The organism is Corynebacterium rouxii (genome assembly GCF_902702935.1).
Classification (GTDB): Bacteria; Actinomycetota; Actinomycetes; order Mycobacteriales; family Mycobacteriaceae; genus Corynebacterium; species Corynebacterium rouxii.
Map to the genome: position 1 here is coordinate 1,258,657 of NZ_LR738855.1, position 19,983 is coordinate 1,278,639.

General features: G+C 53.1%; 16 protein-coding genes. 5 read left to right on the top strand and 11 right to left on the bottom strand.

Features of this window, described 5'->3' with window-relative positions; genetic code table 11:
• Positions 1-353: 353 nt before the first annotated feature.
• The 5 genes from can (at position 354) to CIP100161_RS06275 (ending at position 6,336) form a co-directional block, all read left to right on the top strand.
• The gene (can, locus tag CIP100161_RS06255) at positions 354-3,158 is read left to right on the top strand and encodes an aconitate hydratase (RefSeq protein ID WP_155872849.1); all 2,805 of its coding nucleotides are present in this window, start codon (positions 354-356) and stop codon (positions 3,156-3,158) included.
• A 112-nt stretch (positions 3,159-3,270) separates the two neighbouring features.
• Positions 3,271-3,843 (top strand): TetR/AcrR family transcriptional regulator, encoded by a 573-nt coding sequence (locus CIP100161_RS06260; RefSeq protein WP_155872852.1) that lies wholly within the window; start codon positions 3,271-3,273, stop codon positions 3,841-3,843.
• Positions 3,844-3,877: 34 nt separating this feature from the next.
• A complete protein-coding gene (locus CIP100161_RS06265) occupies positions 3,878-4,597 on the top strand; it encodes a glutamine amidotransferase (protein WP_155872854.1) in 720 nt (239 codons plus the stop codon).
• 88 nt (positions 4,598-4,685) lie between these two features.
• Positions 4,686-4,955, top strand: coding sequence for an ACT domain-containing protein (locus CIP100161_RS06270; RefSeq protein ID WP_155872856.1), 270 nt, complete (start codon positions 4,686-4,688; stop codon positions 4,953-4,955).
• A 16-nt stretch (positions 4,956-4,971) separates the two neighbouring features.
• Positions 4,972-6,336 (top strand): PFL family protein, encoded by a 1,365-nt coding sequence (locus CIP100161_RS06275; RefSeq protein WP_155872858.1) that lies wholly within the window; start codon positions 4,972-4,974, stop codon positions 6,334-6,336.
• Positions 6,337-6,972: 636 nt separating this feature from the next.
• Here CIP100161_RS06275 and CIP100161_RS06280 read toward each other — a convergent pair.
• From CIP100161_RS06280 to CIP100161_RS06330, 11 genes are all read right to left on the bottom strand, one after another.
• Complete coding sequence (locus CIP100161_RS06280; RefSeq protein WP_155872860.1) at positions 6,973-7,311, bottom strand: hypothetical protein; 339 nt, start codon at positions 7,309-7,311, stop codon at positions 6,973-6,975.
• Positions 7,308-7,772 (bottom strand): hypothetical protein, encoded by a 465-nt coding sequence (locus tag CIP100161_RS06285; RefSeq protein WP_155872862.1) that lies wholly within the window; start codon positions 7,770-7,772, stop codon positions 7,308-7,310. Before CIP100161_RS06285 ends, CIP100161_RS06280 begins: the two co-directional genes overlap by 4 nt.
• 5 nt (positions 7,773-7,777) lie before the next feature.
• Entirely contained in the window at positions 7,778-8,014 is a 237-nt protein-coding gene (locus CIP100161_RS06290) for a holin (protein WP_155872864.1), read from the bottom strand.
• A complete protein-coding gene (locus tag CIP100161_RS06295) occupies positions 8,014-8,751 on the bottom strand; it encodes a peptidoglycan recognition protein family protein (RefSeq protein WP_155872866.1) in 738 nt (245 codons plus the stop codon). Before CIP100161_RS06295 ends, CIP100161_RS06290 begins: the two co-directional genes overlap by 1 nt.
• 108 nt (positions 8,752-8,859) lie before the next feature.
• A complete protein-coding gene (locus CIP100161_RS06300; protein WP_155872868.1) occupies positions 8,860-9,273 on the bottom strand; it encodes a hypothetical protein in 414 nt (137 codons plus the stop codon).
• A gap of 44 nt (positions 9,274-9,317) precedes the next feature.
• Positions 9,318-10,193: a hypothetical protein gene (locus tag CIP100161_RS06305; RefSeq protein WP_155872870.1), complete on the bottom strand. Its 876-nt coding sequence runs from the start codon at positions 10,191-10,193 to the stop codon at positions 9,318-9,320.
• A 188-nt stretch (positions 10,194-10,381) separates the two neighbouring features.
• Complete coding sequence (locus CIP100161_RS06310; RefSeq protein ID WP_155872872.1) at positions 10,382-11,560, bottom strand: phage tail fiber repeat family protein; 1,179 nt, start codon at positions 11,558-11,560, stop codon at positions 10,382-10,384.
• Positions 11,561-11,563: 3 nt separating this feature from the next.
• Positions 11,564-12,724 carry a hypothetical protein gene (locus tag CIP100161_RS06315; RefSeq protein WP_155872874.1) on the bottom strand — a complete coding sequence of 387 codons (1,161 nt, stop codon included), beginning with the start codon at positions 12,722-12,724 and terminating at the stop codon, positions 11,564-11,566.
• Positions 12,721-13,566, bottom strand: coding sequence for a hypothetical protein (locus CIP100161_RS06320; protein WP_155872876.1), 846 nt, complete (start codon positions 13,564-13,566; stop codon positions 12,721-12,723). The genes CIP100161_RS06315 and CIP100161_RS06320 overlap by 4 nt, the downstream gene beginning before the upstream one ends.
• A gap of 6 nt (positions 13,567-13,572) precedes the next feature.
• Positions 13,573-14,361: a hypothetical protein gene (locus tag CIP100161_RS06325; protein ID WP_155872878.1), complete on the bottom strand. Its 789-nt coding sequence runs from the start codon at positions 14,359-14,361 to the stop codon at positions 13,573-13,575.
• Positions 14,362-14,392: 31 nt separating this feature from the next.
• Positions 14,393-19,972, bottom strand: coding sequence for a tape measure protein (locus CIP100161_RS06330; protein WP_155872880.1), 5,580 nt, complete (start codon positions 19,970-19,972; stop codon positions 14,393-14,395).
• Positions 19,973-19,983 lie beyond the last annotated feature (11 nt).

Sequence of the window (19,983 nt, forward strand, 5' to 3'; positions counted from 1 at the left end):
AAACAATTCAACCAGCTACTCTCGCTGCAACTGGCTCAGAGAACTTTGTACTCTCAAAAGAAATGCTCCCCACTAGTCGGAAACTGATTTCTCAGTCCAACTAATGGGGAGCAGTTCAATTACTCCATGTGGGGGTGATTATAGTAGCCAATCAGGCAGAAAGGTAGGCAACATTACGCCCGTACTGTTAGGATGTGCGTCAGGCGACGATGTGGAATTGCTCTTGCGGTATTACACAACAAAAGTCTTCTGCTACATCTGCGCGATTTTAACGCTTTGCTTCTACCCCATTATGAAGCAGAGTTGTGAACAGACATTTAACTGATCACCCCAAAAACGAAGTGGAGCTCACTGTGACTGAAAGCAAGAACTCCTTCAATGCCAAACAAACACTCGAGGTCGGCGACAAGTCGTATGACTACTTCGCACTCAGCGCTGTTAAAGGCATGGAGAAGCTGCCATATTCTCTAAAGGTTCTCGGCGAAAATCTTCTACGCACTGAAGATGGCGCAAACATCACTGCGGATCACATTAATGCGATCGCAAATTGGGATCCATCAGCGGAACCAAGCATTGAAATCCAGTTCACCCCTGCTCGCGTGTTGATGCAGGACTTCACTGGCGTCCCCTGCGTCGTAGATCTTGCCACCATGCGTGAGGCGGTCAATACGCTCGGTGGCGATCCAGACAAAGTTAACCCACTCAATCCCGCCGAAATGGTTATTGACCACTCGGTCATCATTGAGGCATTCGGTTCAACCTCAGCATTGGCAAAGAACGTTGAAATTGAATACGAGCGCAATGAAGAGCGATACCAATTCCTACGCTGGGGCTCAAAGGCTTTTTCCAACTTCCGCGTAGTTCCTCCTGGAACCGGCATCGTCCACCAGGTGAATATTGAGAACTTGGCTCGAGTTGTCTTTGATAACAATGGTTTGGCATATCCTGACACCTGCATCGGAACCGACTCGCACACCACCATGGAAAACGGTCTTGGCATTTTGGGGTGGGGCGTTGGCGGCATTGAGGCCGAAGCTGCAATGCTTGGGCAGCCCGTGTCGATGCTCATTCCACGCGTTGTCGGCTTTAAGTTGACCGGTGAAATCCCTGCTGGTGTAACAGCAACCGATGTTGTTCTCACCATCACCGAAATGCTTCGCGAACATGGCGTAGTCCAAAAATTCGTCGAGTTCTACGGAAATGGCGTTAAGTCGATTCCGCTTGCCAACCGCGCAACAATCGGAAACATGTCCCCTGAATTTGGTTCCACCTGCGCAATCTTCCCTATCGACGAAGAAACCGTCAAGTACATGCACTTGACCGGACGTTCAGAAGAACAGGTTGCTCTCGTAGAAGCATATGCCAAGGCACAGGGCATGTGGCTCGAGCAGGACGCACCTGAAGCAGAATACTCTGAGTACCTCGAGCTCGACCTATCCACTGTTGTACCTTCAATTGCTGGCCCTAAGCGTCCACAAGATCGCATCTTGCTGACCGAAGCGAAGGAACAATTCCGTAAGGATCTTCCCGATTACTGCTCAGCAGAACCTGTTGATGAGTCGCTCCCAGCTAAGCGCATGGATGCTGAAGGTGCCGCACAAGAAAAAGGCGAAGACATCGCCGGTTACAATTCTTCACGTGCAGGCCACGGCGAATCCGCTGCTGAAGGTGCAGCTGGCCGCCAGTCCAACCCAGTTGTAGTTTCCTCCCCTAATGGTGGCGAATACACTCTAGACCATGGCATGGTCGCAATTGCTTCGATCACGTCCTGCACTAACACCTCTAATCCATCAGTCATGATTGGCGCAGGATTGATTGCACGTAAGGCTGCGGCAAAGGGCCTCAAGGCAAAACCATGGGTTAAGACCATTTGTGCACCTGGCTCGCAAGTCGTCGATGGATATTACAAGCGCGCAGACCTTTGGAGAGATCTCGAGGCTCTAGGCTTCTACCTTTCCGGCTTTGGCTGCACTACCTGCATCGGCAACTCGGGCCCATTGCCAGAAGAAATTTCTGCAGCAATCAATGAAAATGATTTAACTGCAACAGCAGTTTTGTCTGGTAACCGTAACTTCGAAGGTCGTATCTCCCCTGATGTCAAGATGAATTACTTGGCATCGCCCATCATGGTTATTGCGTATGCAATCGCCGGCACTATGGATTTCGACTTCGAAACGCAACCTCTTGGCCAGGACACTGATGGCAACGATGTCTTCTTGAAGGATATTTGGCCTTCCACTGAAGAAATTGAAGAAACCATCGCTGATGCAATTTCTCGCGAGCTTTATGAAGCAGACTATGCGGATGTCTTCAAGGGCGATGAACAATGGCAGAATCTTCCTACGCCTGAAGGCAAGACCTTCGACTGGGATGAGAAGTCGACCTACATCCGCAAAGCGCCATACTTTGACGGTATGACGATGGAACCTGCTCCAGTGGCAGATATCAAGGGCGCACGCGTCTTGGCTAAATTGGGAGATTCCGTCACCACCGACCACATCTCCCCTGCTTCATCCATCAAACCTGGTACTCCTGCCGCACAGTACTTGGATGAAAACGGTGTTGCTCGTAACGACTACAACTCCTTGGGATCTCGTCGTGGTAACCACGAGGTAATGATGCGCGGAACTTTTGCGAACATTCGACTCCAAAACCAGCTAGTCGACATCGCAGGTGGCTACACTCGTGACTTCACCAAGAATGGCGAACAAGCATTCATCTTCGATGCCTGCCAAAACTACAAGGCAGCGGGAATCCCCCTTGTTGTAATCGCAGGTAAAGAATACGGCACTGGTTCTTCTCGCGACTGGGCTGCGAAGGGAACCAATCTTCTAGGCGTCAAGGCCGTCATCACGGAGTCCTTTGAACGTATCCACCGCTCCAACCTGATTGGTATGGGTGTTATTCCACTGCAGTTCCCTGCAGGTGAATCGCATGCATCTTTGGGCTTGGACGGTACGGAAACCTTCGATATCGAAGGCATCGAAGAACTCAACAACGGTGTTACCCCTAAGACTGTTCATGTGACAGCTACTAAGGAATCCGGCGACCAAGTTGAATTCGACGCAGTCGTTCGTATTGATACACCAGGCGAAGCTGATTACTACCGTAACGGTGGTATTCTCCAGTACGTGCTTCGCAACATGATCAGTGCTTAATTTCTAAGCTGATTATGTCGTAACCATAGGGGGCTCTATCTCAAAAAACGAGGTGGAGCCCCCTAACATGATTTTTATTGTCTCTCTAACGAGAAGGGGCTGCCAACAAACTATGCCCGTTGTGAGCAACACAGAGCTATCGATGCGTCGACAAGAGATACTTGAAGGCGCACGTCGATGCTTTGCCGAACATGGTTACGAAGGTGCAACTGTGCGCCGACTAGAAGAAACTGTGGGCAAATCCCGTGGAGCAATTTTTCATCACTTTAGTGACAAGGAAAATCTCTTCTTGGCGCTTGCCCGCGAAGATGCGGCACGGATGGCTGAGGTTGTCGCAGAAAACGGACTCGTGGAAGTCATGCGCGATATGCTAGCCCACCCAGAACGGCATGACTGGTTAGCAACAAGACTTGAAATAACCAAGATGTTGCGCACCGATCCAAGTTTTCGAAATCGTTGGATAGAGCACCAGCGCGTCCTCGACGACGCCGTATTAGAGAGACTTCAAAGAAATGCGCATTTGGGCCGCATGCGTGACGACGTACCCATTGATGTATTACATACATACTTAGAAACAGTTTTAGATGGCTTTATTTCACGACTAGCCTCAGGCGGTGATACCGAGAATTTGGAACGAGTACTGGACTTGGTTGAAGAATCTGTTCGGTCATCGCCACCCAGCTAGGCCAATATAGACAAAGTAGTCTAGAGTGGCATATATGGTTTCAATTTTGCTGGTATCGCCGCGGCCTGGCCACGATGTGGCAGCCGCTGAACGTAACGACGTACTTCGAGCCACTGGACTTGCACCCGAACAATTAGAGCAGGTACTTATAGATGATGTCGAGAAGCACCTCCCTGATATGTCCCGCTTCGATGGCATCATCGTCGGTGGAAGCCCGCTTAATATCAGTAATGAAACATATTCGGATTGGCAAAAACATGTCCACACCGAGTTATCTCACATTGTCTACTCCGCCATTCCATCATTTTTTATTTGCTACGGAAATTCATTCCTCGTCGATCTAACTGGTGGAACAGTCGGACTTACTCATCCAGAGGATTCTGGGGCCACTACGGTTTCGTTAACGGCCGAAGGTTTAACTGATCGTATTACTCGTGATCTTCCAACTACTTTCACATCGCTGACCGGACACACGGAAAATGCAACTTCCTTAGGAGATACTACAGTCTTATTAGCCACTGGAGACTCGTGTCCTATTCAAATGATTAGAGCTAACGAAACCACATGGGCATGTCAATTTCACGCAGAAATGGATGCGCAGGCTATGAAAACTCGAATGGACTTTTATAAAGACTATGGATACTTCTCACCTGAAGATTATGACGCGATCATATCTTCACTACCGAGCATCGACACCACATACTCCAATCGAGTGCTTCGTAATTTTATCGAGGTATGTGAAGGAAAACGGTAGATAGTGTTACCCCGTGTGGGGTACCCGACGTATTAAAGCCATTGCCCTCTTCCTGTTTAATTCTTTTGAAAGAAGTAATATAACCTCCATGTTTGCCATTATCTCTGTCACCGGTGCAGACCACACCGGAATCATCGCTGCTGTAGCTACAAAATGCGCCGAGTTAGGCGTTAACATCAACAACGTTTCTCAAACGATCATGGACGGTTACTTCACCATGATCCTGCATGTATCCTTTGATGATTCGGCAACGGATATTGCCACAATTCAGGAATCAATGGCAGGTGTAGAGCAGGACCAAAACCTGGTAATTCGAATACAGTCTCAGGCAATCTTCGACGCAATGAATATCATCTAGGAAGATTCATAGGTTAATGACGACTCAACACTCATATTCCAGCATTCTCGAAACCATCGAGATGATCGAGAAATACCGCTTGGACATTCGTACCGTCACTATGGGCATTAGCCTCCTTGATTGCGTGCGCGGAACCATGCAGGAAACCTGCGACGCGGTATATACCAAAATAACTACCCTCGCAAAAGATCATGTCTCAGTCTGCGAAGGAATTGAACGAGAACTGGGAATTCCGATTGTTAACAAACGAATTTCAGTTACTCCAATTTCGCTCATTGCTTCCGCAGTAGAAGGAAGTCCAGTTGAGATCGCCCATGCGCTAGACAAAGCAGCTAAAACAGTAGGCGTAAACTTTATCGGCGGCTATTCGGCCTTAGTGGAAAAAGGTATGACAGCTGGCGATAAAAAACTTATCGACTCGATCCCACAAGCGCTTACCGAAACCGATCTTGTCTGCTCATCAGTGAACATCGGATCATCCCGATCTGGTATCAACATGGACGCCGTCCGCGAAATGGGCATCGTAGTCAAAAAGGCAGCTGAACTTACTAAAGATCGCAGCGCTATCGCATGTGCGAAACTCGTCGTCTTCGCAAATGCTGTCGGTGATAACCCCTTCATGGCCGGCGCGTTCCACGGTGTAGAAGAACCCGATTGCGTCGTCAGTGTCGGCGTATCCGGACCAGGTGTCGTTGACCGAGCACTCGGCGATCTAGACGGGGCTACCCTAGACCAAGTTGCTGAGGCAATTAAGAAAGCAGCGTTCAAGATCACGCGTGCTGGCCAACTAGTTGGCAACCTTGCTTCTGAACGCCTTGGTGTACCTTTCGGTATCGTCGATCTGTCTCTCGCTCCAACCGCAGAACTTGGCGATTCCGTTGCACACATCATAGAACACATGGGTCTAGACCAAGTAGGAACCCACGGCACTACTGCAGCACTTGCTCTGCTTAACGACGCGGTGAAAAAGGGCGGCATGATGGCCTGTTCTCGAGTAGGCGGACTTTCGGGCTCGTTTATTCCAGTTTCTGAAGATAAGGGAATGATCGATGCCGTCCGTGCCGGCAATATTTCAGTTGACAAACTTGAAGCCATGACAGCAATCTGCTCAGTGGGCCTCGATATGATCGCTATCCCAGGAGACACCAGTGCAGAGCTTATTTCAGGCATGATCGCGGACGAAGCTGCGATCGGTGTAATGAATCATAAGACCACTGCGGTCCGTGTTATCCCAGTTCCAGGAACGAAACCAGGAGAAGAAGTCAACTTTGGTGGGCTTCTAGGCTACGCCCCAGTTATCCCCGTCTCGACTGTTGATAACTCCGCGTTTATCCATCGCGGCGGCTTTATTCCGGCTCCTGTCCACGGATTCCGTAACTAGAATTCTGCGTTTAAAAAAGGTTGGTCTGTTCCTAAGATTGATGAGGAACAGACCAACCTTTTTTAATTTTTGTGTTTGATTCCCGCACACAGAAATACCACAGGTCCAATAGTGCCTACTGCACTAGTCAGAATGCCCCAAAGGTATTTAGGACCATTAATACGAGACTTTGGCAAATGATAAAGAAAGTGCCACGCGATAGATTTAAGTAAGACATCAGTGGCAACGAAACTTAGTATGATGCGCCGATTAGCATCCGATAATTCACTCTCTGACCTAAGACGAGAGATTAAACCGCCGAAGATTTTCATACCTTTATTCTACGCAGTTAAATCTAAGCTAGTTCGACAATTTCCATGGATTTTTATTTTTGTTTTTGTGTCTTGGGGTTTTCTATTTCTGCAGGTAGTGGCGTTGAGGTTTGGCTGTATCAAATGCCGAAAATGCCCAAATTGCCGAAGAATTAGAGTTCTTGCGGGCAAAATGCGGGCAAAAATTGGTGCCAAGAGAAAGGATGAAAACGCATGATCACCATAAAAACCGATCACTTCTCATAGTCAGGGGCCCGCATGGAAAAATTGCCCTCTTACCAGCACCAGCCAGCAAGAGGGCAACCATTCCATCCACGCTACACAATCAATCTTCGATCAAACTCTTAATCGCTTTCAGGTCAGGAGCCGTAGGCGGCGGGGGCGGCGAGCCACCATCGGCCCACCGGATCAAAGCGTCCAAATGATTCATCGCCGTAATCAACCCCAGCCGCAAACGATGCGCCAAAGTTTCTGCATCAGAACGGCGAGACCGCTCCGCATCCAAATCAACTTGAAGCTTGTCAAGCCTCGCCTCCATGATGTCGATCCGACTTCCCTTAGCAGCCTGTGTATCAGACCGGGCTTTCATATACCCCATCCACACAGACCCCACGGCAGTCACAAGACCCCCAAACGCGGCAAGCACTGCTGCAATAACGCTCATACTCGCCCCCGATCTTCAGCCAACGGGATATCCCCGCGTTTGCCACGCCATACAGCCCACATCAGCGAAACCGTCATGGCCAGGATGAGCACACCAACCAGCCACAAGACTGCTTGATCATGTTCTACTGCCGCTGCTAAAAGACTAAAAGTCCAGGAGAGGTTAAGGCCGGTTGCTGCAGCCAGTGCCACAACATCAATATGCCCCCGATCCGTGAAAGCAGCAACCAGGCACAACAGCCCAACGGCTATATGCACCCAGGCCCACGCTGTGATGGGCATGATCGACTCAACGGGGCGATGCCACTGCAAAGGATCACCCAAAACATTAGGCAGATAATAAAAGCCCACGGCTATTTGCACGATGAACAGGAGCAACAAAGCAGTGGAATCAGTCATCAAAAAAGCCCGCACACGATACGCGGCAGGCTGCACTTTCATCGGAAGACGCTCAATAGGCATCAGCACTACTCCTTACGGTGGCGCGCAGGTGACCCCACGACACTCGCGGTCCCCTGCACCCCCGCCCCAATTGACGCCACCGATGTCAGCACGCTGATCACCGTGGCCGTAGCAGCAATGCCAAAAGCACCTGACCAGTCCAGCTCCCATATCGGCACCCCGACAGCCAGCACAGCAAGCAGTGCCTGCGCAAATGTCTTGATCGCACGCTCAGCTAAATCTTTCCAAAAATCAACTGTCATTATTTGCCTGCCTTTGTATCGTAAAAGCCATCCATTCCCAGTTTTTCACCAATCGCACCCAACGCATCAACGATGGTACGACCTCCCAGCTGACCCCAGCCGGGGTACTGTCCTAGGTCTTCGCTTCCTGTCAGCTGTGCTTTGATGTCACGCGAGTATGCCTCATTCATGTTTTTCTTCTCCTTTGAAACCATTGTGTTTTGTGCTTTTCCGCCTGCAGGGTTGTCGTACCACCACTGTGCTCGGCGTAGGTACGAATCGTGATACTTGTGCCCTGGTCGTAGGTGATACGGGCACGAGGTCGCCCCACCGGATTCAGTACAGTGGAATCGGATATTCCGGCCAGATTCTGGCCGGCCCAACCCGTAGTAGCGACACAGTGCGGCTACAAGGTGCGCTCCCTCTTCAAGGGTTTTCTCCCCTATTGGCCAGTCCTGTGACGCACCGGCAGAATTAGAATGCTCAATCGCGATGGAACGGCGGTTAGATAATAGGTTTGCGTTTGCCCACGCTGTATCCCAGTCGTTGACGGCCTGCCCGATTTCTCCGTCTGGCCCCACACAATAATGAGCCGACGCCGGACGGTCTCCCCACACGCGCACGCACTCATCCACACCGCCCACCATCGCCATGTGATGAAGAGTGATGAATTGGATTGATTCACCACCTCGTCCAAGGCTGAAATTTTTGGTGAGGAGGTTATATTTATCTGGTTCCAGGGTGTCCCAATTTTTCACGGGATAGTCTCCTTATCTATTAGCAAAGCCCACGCTAGATGCGTGAGGCATAAAAAAATCCCGCCTTGAGCGGGGTGAAAATTAGCAAGCTGGTTATTTCAAAAGCTCTCAAACCCTTTGGAAAACCCACTCTGCGTCCTTAGGCGTACCAATGCCCCTGCCATCGTTACCTATGACATCCGCTAGACGTTGCTCATTCTGGCCGATACCAGTCATGATCCGCTCCACAGCCGACGGGCCTCTACCAGCCTCCCCTACCACCATCAGGTCACTAAAAAGAATCGGGTCGTCACCAGCGGGAATATGCGCATTCCACACACGATCCCCAATCTTAATCTCTAGGTCCCCCTCGTGGACCAGTGCTTCCGCGGCGTTGCCCACCGCCTCCAATGGGGTCATCCAATCATCAGTAATGGCCACACCGTTAGTGTCAGATACACGCCACTGTGGGGCACGTAGCCGCACCCGCTGGAGTTTCTCTTCGCCACCGACGTTTTCAAAATCAAAAACAATCTTCCGCATAAAAAAAACCTTTCAAAAAAGCCCCCACTAAAGGGGCACAATATTTACTTTGGTATCTCCCAAGAAAATATGACGACGAGCCCACCCGGTTTCCCCTGGTAGCCGCGTTCCCTTACGTCTCCAGCGCCGCCCCCCACGCCAATATCGCCGCGATAGGGTAACCGTGTACTCCCCTCAATCGGGGATGAATACCCGTCAAGGGTCGTAGGCTCCCCCGTCTTACCTTTGCGAAGGTTCCAATGAGTACTCCAGTCGCCACCAGCACCGCCGGACCCCACCGTGAGATAACCACTGCTCACCCCGCTTGGGAGCTTAAGGAAAGCACCATCACTACCCGAGCTGCCGCTATTCTCGCTGGTACCTCCCGCACCACCCTGCCCCCCACTGATGATATAAACATCCATATTGGCAGTAGGGTACTCCGGCTCCGCACGCCAATGCCCTGTTACCTGCACCGTACTCACAGACGCATTATTCTCAAAGCAATAATCCTGCGATAAATCCCCTGGCCATCCCCAATTGCCCACACGAAATGCGTAGAAATGGCATCCACGATACTCGACATTGACAGCACCTTGGGTAAAAGCGGTCTCACCTTTTGTGAACCCGCCGCCGTTGGACTGCTGCGCGGGTCCCATTTTTTTATTACCGGGGTGGATAATTTCGATCCAGATTTTATACCCGTACCAGTCTTTCGATATTGTGGCGTAGACCATACCCGTTTTTGTGGAGTCCACACGAGCCAGCAAAAACACGCCCTTCTCCGATACTGAGGTGACCTCATAGCCGGTGGAATCACGCGAAATTTTAAAAACCTCCCGTGCCCCCTGCTTCAAAGTGACGTCCCCACCAACCTCTAAAATCGCCCAAATACCAGCATCGTTCCACCACGCCTCCGTAATATTATAAGGCGCCCCCACCCCATAGGGGCTAGCGGGGACTAAAACACTCCCACTAGAAAGGTTCTTCTTAAGTTCACACACGGGGCCCTCAAACCCCCTAATCAGCTCAGAATACGTCGGCCAGATTATTTTCCCCTCATAACAGATCCGCTTCACCCGCTTATCCCCCACCCACACCTTTTTAATATCACTGATTCTTGGCATTCCTACACCTCAAAATAAATCGTATTAGGGTCACTACCAGTACCCGTTTTGATCCGCAGGCTGCCCATCCGATCACCGATAGCCGACGCCACGACACGGCCAGCGGCAGCAGTAAAATCCACCACATCCCTAGCCGAATGCGTATGTTTTTTATCAGCCTTGCTGCTCATCACAGAATCCAAATCGGTGATGTCACGCACCCTATGCTGGTGGGACAGGTTCGCTTTCCCCGCGAGCGCCTGCGATAACCCAGACACCCCCGAGATCGCTAGTGATTCCACCCGTAGGCGTAGCGCCGCAAGATCAGAAGCTTGGGCTTTCTCAGAAATCTGCCTCATCAACGCCGCCGCCGCGCTCTTCTGGGAAGCCAACTCATCTGCAACTTCCTTCAGCGTGTCGTAGGCTTGAGGAGCACCATCGAGGAGTTTTTTCACCGCAGTATCCACAGCGCTTTGCGCCGCCGACTCCGCGGTTTTTGACGCGGCCTGTGCCTTGAGTGAGTGTTGCCCAGCAGTAGCAGCGTCGCGCTTCGCAGACTCCGCGTCACCACGTACCTGCGCCATGAGCGCATCAGTAGCCTGCGTGATCTTCTCCTGCACCACTGCGAAAGACTTCTCCGAGTTTTCTTTCAGCCACTCATAATGGGGCTGCCATTTCTCCAGCTGCTGTGCCCGAGGCTCCCATTCCAGAAGGCGGGCTTTCAGCTGCTCCCACGCCGATACCGCTTGTTTCTCCGACGACTCCGCCGCCGCCTGCGACACCTTCGTAGCCTTAACCGCCGCCTCAACCCGCTCCCGATCAGCAAGCACAGCCGCCGCACCACCCCCCACCGACTCCACACCACGTGCCACCACATTAGCCAACTCCGCTAACCGATCATGCACATCAGGGGCAAAATCCTTAGCGTCTTCCACCGCCTGGCGAACCGTCGCCGTACCCTCATGCACCAAAAGGGGGATAGCCTCACGGGTCATACCCGCAGGCCCAATCAGCAGCAGAACACCCGCGCCCGGCGCGATATTCGCCGTGAATTCGCCTGACTCATCGACGATGACGCGCACCGGCTCGTCAACAATAAGCCCCGTACCGCTAGGACGAGTTGCGGGGGGGCGTAGCCACACCTCCCTCACCGACGACGGCGAATCAGTAATAGTCTTCAATTTTCCTGTAATTTTAGGCATTCCTTAACTCCAATCAATCTTATCCACCGTCAGCTTCGCAGCACGCACATCACCAATTTCGACCTTGATCCACTTGATCAGCATTCGCCCCTGTGCATCCATCAGCGGATCAAAACGTGCCCCGTAATAGCTGTCGCGGTAGGACCAGCTTTTCCAATCTTCGACCAGCTCAAAATCAGCTTTCCCCATCGAAAAAGGCACCACGGATCCGCCACTGTAGTAGTAGTCGACCACGGCGGTGCCTGTAAAAGGTGGCGTGGCCACGACCAACGCCCATCGATTCGTTCTAGGCATGTACATTCCCATGCCGTGCGTCGTCGAATATACGGTCTTGTCACGCTCGAGGAAGATCATTCCCGTCGCCCTGCGGTCGATAGCTTTCGCAAGGCGCGACGTCTCCGACGCCAGCTCGCGGTTCTTCTCAATCTGCTGCGACTGAAACGCATCCAGCTCGTCCTTTTGCCGCCGCCACTTCTCCAAAGCATCATCAGCTTTCGAATCAGCGTCCTCGGCCTTCCGGTCAGCAACCTTTGCTGCAACCGAAGCTGCAGACGCTACCGACGACACCGCATTCAGCTTCTGATCAGCCTCACGACGCTCAGCCGCAATCACAGCCCAAATCTGATCATTAGCAGAGCCAAGCTTTTCTGCATCAGCAATCGGCTGCCCACCAAAATGCACAAGCCAAGAATCCGCAGACCCCCGCTCACGCACCACATTAATCGCAGTCACAGGCCCCTCAAGCCGCTTGCCCCAAATCAGCACATCGACCAGATCATCTTCCTGAAAATCAACACCAGGAACATAAGGCCCAAGGCCAACCGTCGTGATATCTTTCTCAAAAAACACATCTCCATCGATGCGCTTTTCCGCCGCATCAAGAACCTGCTCAGTATTCGACGTGCCCAGCACATAGTCAATGTCGCCGTTTTTCTTCACAGCCATCGTCTGCGAAGAATCAGCCCGCACTCCAGCGATATCAAAGCGCCCAGCCGGCATCCCCTCAGGCCTATACAAGAATCCCTCGGCCATGCGCTTATCAATTTTTTCTTTCAGCTGGACCTCGGCAGGCAAATTCACATCCCACCTACCCCAGACGAAATTAGCGACCCTCCTACCGACGGTCATTTCGCCTCCATCGGCGCGCAAAATAACATCACTCACTGCTGGATCACCTCCACGACGATGGTCGGCTGAGACAAACTCAACCCCTGCGGCATTTTGTCGCCTGGCAGCCACATGAATGCAACGACCACACAACCTGACATCGCTGCGGGGCCACTGATCTCATCCCAAATAGACTGATCCGTCGGGCGGATCAAGACACGCGGCGAAGGCTTCCCAGACGAGCGCGTGGACACCTGAACCGGCCAATCGCTAATACCAAAAGCCTTATATGTCGCGGCCAAAGAATCTTTAATAAGATCCCTGATCGTCGATTCTGCTGGGCCATCCACAGTGAACCCGTCAGCGACTGCAGCCATTTTCAGCTTCGCTAAATAGCGAGGCCTAGAAAACTGCTTACCAAAGTCACCCACAGCACGAGTGAACTCGGCACTGACTTGCCCGGGGATCGACCAACATGGCAAAAACATCAAACTCGTGAGCATGTCCGTTCCGTGGACCGCGAGACGGGATGGGGAATCCTCCCCACCGGACGCTTTCACAAAACGCACCTGATAAACCCGCCTGCGGATACCTGGGCACTCCACGGCCATGAACCGCGTCGCCCCATTCGACGGTACAAGACGCCCCTCTTTGTCCGTTACTCCCAACCCATCAGCAACAAGTTCGTCGACCACCTGATGCACAACACCATGTGCGGAAGTGAGGAAAACCCCCTCGCAAGATTCTGGATTCATCCTCGTGGCTGGGGCGGTCAACTTCTCCATTGGAGGGAAATCGCAAATCGGGACACCATTTTCATCAAGCAAACCAACCCACACACCGTGGTCTTTTTGAACTTGCTCGCGGTGTTTTCTATGAGATTCCCAGTCAAAGACCATTGGTCATCACCTCCACGGGTCAAAGACCCCGACATGCCACGAAATCGATGCACCGCTGGGGATCATAAACTTTCGTGACTCGCCTGCAGGCACGGATTCAGGCAGGGTCTTGCCCCGCAGCTTTAACCACGCCTCACGATCAAGCACGCCTTTATCGTCGCGGACAGCGAGCATCTCCAGCGGGTCGAAGCTTATCGACCGTGGGGCTGTCACCTGAGGGAGGGTGAATGTCGCCCCAGACGGCAAGGTTACTTGCCCACCGGCCCCACCCCATCTGATTTTAGGGTGTGCTGGAACATCACCACTATTTGTCACTGTGACATTTTTCTCTCCAGTGGGAGACACTATCGTCGCTGACCACCACAGCCCATCATTGACGATCAGGTCAAGTGTCACCGGAATCCACTCATCGCCCACAGGATCAGCCGCAGGCGACTCAATAGGCGCCGTCAACCGTACCAACGCAGTGAACCGGCCAAACTTCGGGGACTCAACCGCCAGAGTCGAATCAAATCGCGTTGACATCATCCCACGCAGCCGAGACAGCACCGTATAATCCTTAACGATCATCGCGAGCGACCCGACCATAGGCTCAACATTCAACCCCGTGGACAATTGCCCCGGCAGCCCAACACCAGTCACGGTTTTCTGCTGCACGACCCCGACAAGCCCCTGAATCCCGCCATCGTCAAGACGCATCACGGAATCAGCAGCAGTCAGATCAACAGCATCACCAGAGGGTGATATAAGACTGACCTTATACATCTGTGGTTTTCCACGCGACAACTTCAACATCAAACATCACCCTCCAAATGAAACCCCGCCACTAACGGCGGGAATCAACATACTCACGAGCACTCATAGCCTTATCGGTGACATTGAACTCGACAGCCTCAACACGCTCACGCAGCTCATTAATCAGCTTCAACGTCGAAGCTTGCGCCGGATCCGAAGAATCCAACGTCACATTCACTACCTGCTTCGACCCACCGAGCAAATCATTAGCCCGCTTAGCCTCAGCCACCAGCGAATCACGACGCGCAGCAGCAGTCTTCGCAGCCTCCACCAACGCCTCACGCTGACGAGTCCCCTCCTCAGCACCCACCAACGCTTTATTCAGCTCAGCTACATCAAGCTCAGAAGCCAACGCCTGTTTACGAATCGCATATTTCGCGTCCAAAGCAGCACGAGCAGAAGCCAACTGCGCATTCTCAGTCGCCTGCTTCAACATCAGTTGCTTTTCACGATCAGCAGCGTGACGAGCATCAGCATCAGCAAACGCCTTCTGATAATCCATCATCGCGCCCATCGTCGCACCAGTGAACGCATTCCCAAGCTGGGTCCCAGCATTAGACCACTCAGCGTTACCAGTCGCCAACGTGCCGCCAACACCGACAGCACCACCAAGGACACCACCAGCGACCCCCAGCCCCATGCCGAGCTTCGCGCCAGGAGTCGCACTAGACCACGCCTGCTTGAAATCATCCTTGTTAGCGCGGACTTGACCAATCCCGCCAACGATCGACTGGATACCACCAAGCGCACCAGCGCCAGCGGTCACCGCGCCGAGAATGTTACCCGTAGCTAACGCAGCACCACCAGCAAATAGACCACCAATGAGCTTCGCGATACCACCAAAAATGCCACCAATGCCACTAGCAAACCCCTGAGCACCTTGAGCTTGCGACGATGTCATACCATACAGACGCTTCGTCTGGTCTTGCAGCTTCAACACCTGCAGCTGAAGCATTTCAGCGGCTTGAGACTGCGCCATAGTCGCCTCAGCAACCTTGATACGAGCAGCATTAGCCGCATACTCAGCATCAAGATTATCCAGATTCGCCTGCGCCCGAACAGCCTGCAAACCCCACTCGGCAGCCTCAACCTCAGCAGCATTAGCAACAAACGTCGCCCCAAGCGCCTCCATCGACTGCGCACCAGTGATCCGGAATCGATCAACAGCCCGAGAAAGCCCATCAACACCAGACCGGCCAAGCTGCAAATGCCCCTTACGAGCCTTCGCCAACTCATCCTCAGCCTTAGCGACAGCGATAAGCCCCTTCATACGGACTTTTGCAACATCCCACTCAGCGACCCGCAAATCATTAGTGGACTTGATGCCCTCAATCCGGAGCATCACCTGCTGCTGGTGCAGCTTACTGATCTCCTCACGAGTCTTCTCAGCGGCCTCAGCGAACTGGGCAACCTGACCAAGGAAACCGGCCACCTGTTGGAAAGCCTGCTGGATGCCCTCGAAGAACTTTTGGGCGACCTCTCCCGCAGCCTGCAATCTCGCAGCAGCCACAGTGCGCTCAGCAGCCTCGATCTTCTTCGCAGCATTCCCGCCTTTTTCGCGGGCGTCAGCCAGTGCTTTCTCAGCAGTTTTAACCTTCTCAGGATCACCAGACTTCCGAGCCGCAGCAAGATCAGCCTCAGCCTTGCCAATCCCCTCCAGCTCGGAGGCGATCTGGGCGCGAACCTCAGCTAGCCCCTTCTCAGCGTCAGCGACAATCTGTGTGTTGCCGAGCAGTCCGCCGCCGAAGTTCTGCGCAGCATTCTTCAGCGTCGTTGCAGCGACGTGTTCCCACGGCTTCACGAGTTTACCGAGCGCGTCACCGATCTTATTCAGACCAGCCAGCTCAGGGGCTGCAAGCACACGCTCAGGCCTGCCCGACAAGTTCACGGCGACACCACCGTGAGGTAGCCATCCGCCGTTATCGTACAGGCCTAGGGAGCGCTTGGAGGCCTCCCACAGGGACTGGGCAGCACCGAACTGTGGGTCAGTCCGGGTGGTGCCGTTAGAGTCACGGTAGGTGACACCGTCAACACTGGTGGACTTAATAGCCTCCGGGGTAATAGCAGTTGGGCCACTTAGTGGCAGGTGCTTGTGGTCAGTGTACTGGGAGTGACTAGCAGGTGCTGCGCCCCCACCAATCTGACCATTGCCACGGCCACCGCCCATCTCGATGTTGATGGTTTTTCCGTTACCGAAATCGATCGTGCCTGACGTGTGCCCATTCCACGGGCCACCATTAAACCACCCGATAGCGTAACGCGGGCCACTACCTAGACCGGGCTTAAAACCGATCGCGGACAGCTTCTGCTCAGCGTCCATCGTCGCCATATAACGACCATTCGTCGCCGGCTTACCCACCGCAAACAGTGCGCCCTGCCCCTGCGTAGACGAGCAGTCACCCCAGTTAGAGCCAGCATAGGTGTATGTGGCCCCCTCAAGTGAACGGGAGGCCTGCTGGCCATTAACCCGCTCCCCCTTAAAGAAGCGAAGCAGCTCATCAGCCGTCACCAGTCCACCATCGGCGTAGCGAGGAAGCCCGAGGTCACCCTGCTTTCCGTTGAGTCGGCCACCGTTAATAGCAGCCAACAACGGCAAGTGCTTAGCGGTGGCCTCACGATTCACAATGAACTCGCCCGGCTCCACACGAGCGATCGGCACGCCACGACGCGTCACACCCACAATCGGGTCACGCACCGAGCGAGAAATGCCCGGAATGTCAGGCAGGACCCCACCAGCCGCGAAGCGTGGAATCTCGCCCCCAGCATGACGATGATGCACCCTGATCTGGCGTTCAGCGGAACTTGTCGCACCACTGAAAGCACCTGTGATGTGGTTCTTCACATCACCAAGCCAGCTCTTAATTTCCTCAAACTTACGCTTGAGACCATCCAGCAGGCCGGTCATGATGTTCCTGCCCGCATCAACGAGCCATTCACCGGACTTCGCAAAAAAGCCCTTGATCCTATCGGGAAGCTCCTTAACCGTGGTGATGACGTTGTCTTTCATCTCCACAAATTTTTGCTTCACCGACTCGACCAAAGAACGCACTTTCTCACTGGCCTGAGCTTTCAAATCAGCGAATGTCGCACCGACGCGGACAGCCCACTCAATCGCCTTACCCTTGATCGCCTCAAAAGCAGCGCTGAACGCTTCCTTAAGCGCGTCCCACATGCGACCGACGCGCTCACGAGTGCCCTCGGACCAATCAGAGATGACCTGCTTAACTTTCTCCACACCATCGGAGAAATGACCCTTGATTGCAGCCCAACCGGCAGCAATCGTCTCAGGGATCCGCGACCAGTTGCCCGTGAAAAAATCGACGATGACGAGCCACGCCGTAGCGAAGATGTCCTTGATGACATTCCAACCGGTTTCAAAAACCGTTTTCACAGTGTCGACGCCGGACTGAAAACTCGCCTTAACCTGCTCCCACCACAGCGACGCAAATTCCTTAATGCCGTTGAAAGCATTAACGAACGCATCACGAATCGTCAGGAACTTCTCGACGATTGGGGAATCTTCCTCAACGCCGAAAGCATCACGCAGCCCACCGCTGAAGTCACCCTTGAGAAAAAGATCCTTCAGGCCATTAAAGCCATCCTTGACCTTCTGGATACCGTCGGTGAAAGATTTCCACTTGTCCTGAATCCAATCAACACCAGCCGTGAAGCCTTCCTTGATCGCTTCCCAACCAGCCTTGATCCCGTCAACGAACTTCTTCCACAGTCGCTGACCCGTCTCGGTCTTCGTAAAAAAAGTGTAAAGCCCTCCAGCAACAGTGGCGATGACAACAGCCAGCTTCACCCACGGGTTAGCACCAGTGACAACATTCAACGCGAACTGGGCAGCAGTCTGCAGCTTCGTCACCCACGTCAGCGTCTTAAACCACTTGATGACGCCACCAGCGAGCATGATCTTATGCTGCAACGCAAGCCCTGCAAACGCGCCAGCGAGGATCCCTACAGACACCGACAGTGGTTTAATCCATGTCTGATTATCTTGCAGGAAATCATTAAATTTCTTCAGCGTCTTAGCACCCGATTGGATACCATCGACGAGCTTCGGCATAGCAACAGCTGCGAAATCACTAATGCCTTTGAAAACGGCGCCGATCTCAGGTTTCAGCTCATTCAACGCATCAGCAAGCCCACCGCGAATATTCGCCTCAAGATTACCGATCATGCCCTCAAATGTCGCCGTGGACTTAGCGGCTTCCACCGCAACCGGCTCAGAACCAATCTTGAGGATCGCATCGTTGAATTCCTCGGCGGTGATCTCACCCTTGGACATTGCATCGCGAAAATTGCCGGTATACGCGCCGGCCTGCAAAAGGGCCTCTTGGATCTTGCCGGAAGCACCAGGAATCGCATTAGCGATCTGATTCCAGTCCTGCGTGACAAGCTTGCCAGCACCGTTAACCTGCGACAGGACAAGTCCCACAGACTTGAATGTCTCAGCGTTGCCACCGGCGATGGCATTTAGGTTTCCGCCGGCCTCAGCCAGCTTGTCGTAGTTGTTCACGCCGTTAGCAGCGAGCTGCGCAGTAACATTCTGGATGTCCGCAAGCTCATACACAGTCTTGTCTGCATAGTCGCGTGCTGATTTTGTCAGCTCATCAATCTTGCCGGTGTCCAGCCCAGCGAATGTCAGCGTGGACTTGAATTTATCCGTCGCATCAGATGCAGACAACGCTTCACGAGCAAGACCCTTAATTGACCCGATAGCAGACGAGGTGAGAGCAGCAACCCCACCGGCGACAGCCCCAAAAGAAACGCTATTGCGCAGCGAGTGAGTGGACTTCTCCAACCCGTCCGACATTGCACGACCGAAAGCCTTACCAGCCTCATCACCCTCACGCGCCATACGGACCTTCAGTCCACCGAATTTACGACTAATCCCATCAACATCACCAGCCGCGCGGCCAGCGTCACGCCCCCAGCTACGGATTGCGCGCGACAAACGACCCCACGCATTATCCTGCTCAGTGACGCTTTTCGTCAGCTTGTCCTGCTCAGCATCAAGACGCTTCGTCGCAGACAAAAGATCAGCACTAACACCTGCGGCGAACTTCTGATTATCGCCGAGCTTTTTCTCGGAATCAGCGAGCTTATCCGTGGCCTTAGACGCACCAAGGCGGGCGCGCTCAACCGCAGCTTCCTTAGAAGCCACAGAAGCCTCAGCACTAGCCCGCACCTGCTTCAACTTCAGCTCAGCTTGCTCCAGCTCCTCAACAGAAGCCTTGCCCGATGCGCGCAGCTTCGCCAACGCTTCCTCAGCAGCGCGAACCTTAGCATCACCGCCAGCGCGGGCAGCTTCCAAAGACTTCTCGGCAGCCTCAACCTGCTTCACCTTCGCAACAACATCAGCCTTAGCATCAGAAACCTTTTTCTGCTGGGAAACAACCGTCTCAGCAGCCTTTTTCTCCAAAGCCTCAAGACGCTTAACCTCAGCGCCAGCAGCATCAACACCGGTTTTAAAACCCTGTGCGATCCCCTGCCCCGCTTTTTTCGTCGCGGCCTCCATCGGGGCCTGCACCTGAGACCGAATGTTCTTCTGAATGCCTCGCAGATCAACCGAAATTGGCAAAGATGCATAACCGACAGCAGCCACGACGAATCCCC

What these genes read in the sequence shown, in the direction of transcription:
- CIP100161_RS06260 (WP_155872852.1), top strand. Translation starts at nt 3,271, where the DNA reads ATGCCCGTTGTGAGCAACACAGAGCTATCGATGCGTCGACAAGAGATA.
- CIP100161_RS06265 (WP_155872854.1), top strand. Translation starts at nt 3,878, where the DNA reads ATGGTTTCAATTTTGCTGGTATCGCCGCGGCCTGGCCACGATGTGGCA.
- CIP100161_RS06270 (WP_155872856.1), top strand. Translation starts at nt 4,686, where the DNA reads ATGTTTGCCATTATCTCTGTCACCGGTGCAGACCACACCGGAATCATC.
- CIP100161_RS06275 (WP_155872858.1), top strand. Translation starts at nt 4,972, where the DNA reads ATGACGACTCAACACTCATATTCCAGCATTCTCGAAACCATCGAGATG.
- CIP100161_RS06280 (WP_155872860.1), bottom strand. Translation starts at nt 7,311, where the DNA reads ATGAGCGTTATTGCAGCAGTGCTTGCCGCGTTTGGGGGTCTTGTGACT.
- CIP100161_RS06285 (WP_155872862.1), bottom strand. Translation starts at nt 7,772, where the DNA reads ATGCCTATTGAGCGTCTTCCGATGAAAGTGCAGCCTGCCGCGTATCGT.
- CIP100161_RS06290 (WP_155872864.1), bottom strand. Translation starts at nt 8,014, where the DNA reads ATGACAGTTGATTTTTGGAAAGATTTAGCTGAGCGTGCGATCAAGACA.
- CIP100161_RS06300 (WP_155872868.1), bottom strand. Translation starts at nt 9,273, where the DNA reads ATGCGGAAGATTGTTTTTGATTTTGAAAACGTCGGTGGCGAAGAGAAA.
- CIP100161_RS06310 (WP_155872872.1), bottom strand. Translation starts at nt 11,560, where the DNA reads ATGCCTAAAATTACAGGAAAATTGAAGACTATTACTGATTCGCCGTCG.
- CIP100161_RS06320 (WP_155872876.1), bottom strand. Translation starts at nt 13,566, where the DNA reads ATGGTCTTTGACTGGGAATCTCATAGAAAACACCGCGAGCAAGTTCAA.
- CIP100161_RS06325 (WP_155872878.1), bottom strand. Translation starts at nt 14,361, where the DNA reads ATGTTGAAGTTGTCGCGTGGAAAACCACAGATGTATAAGGTCAGTCTT.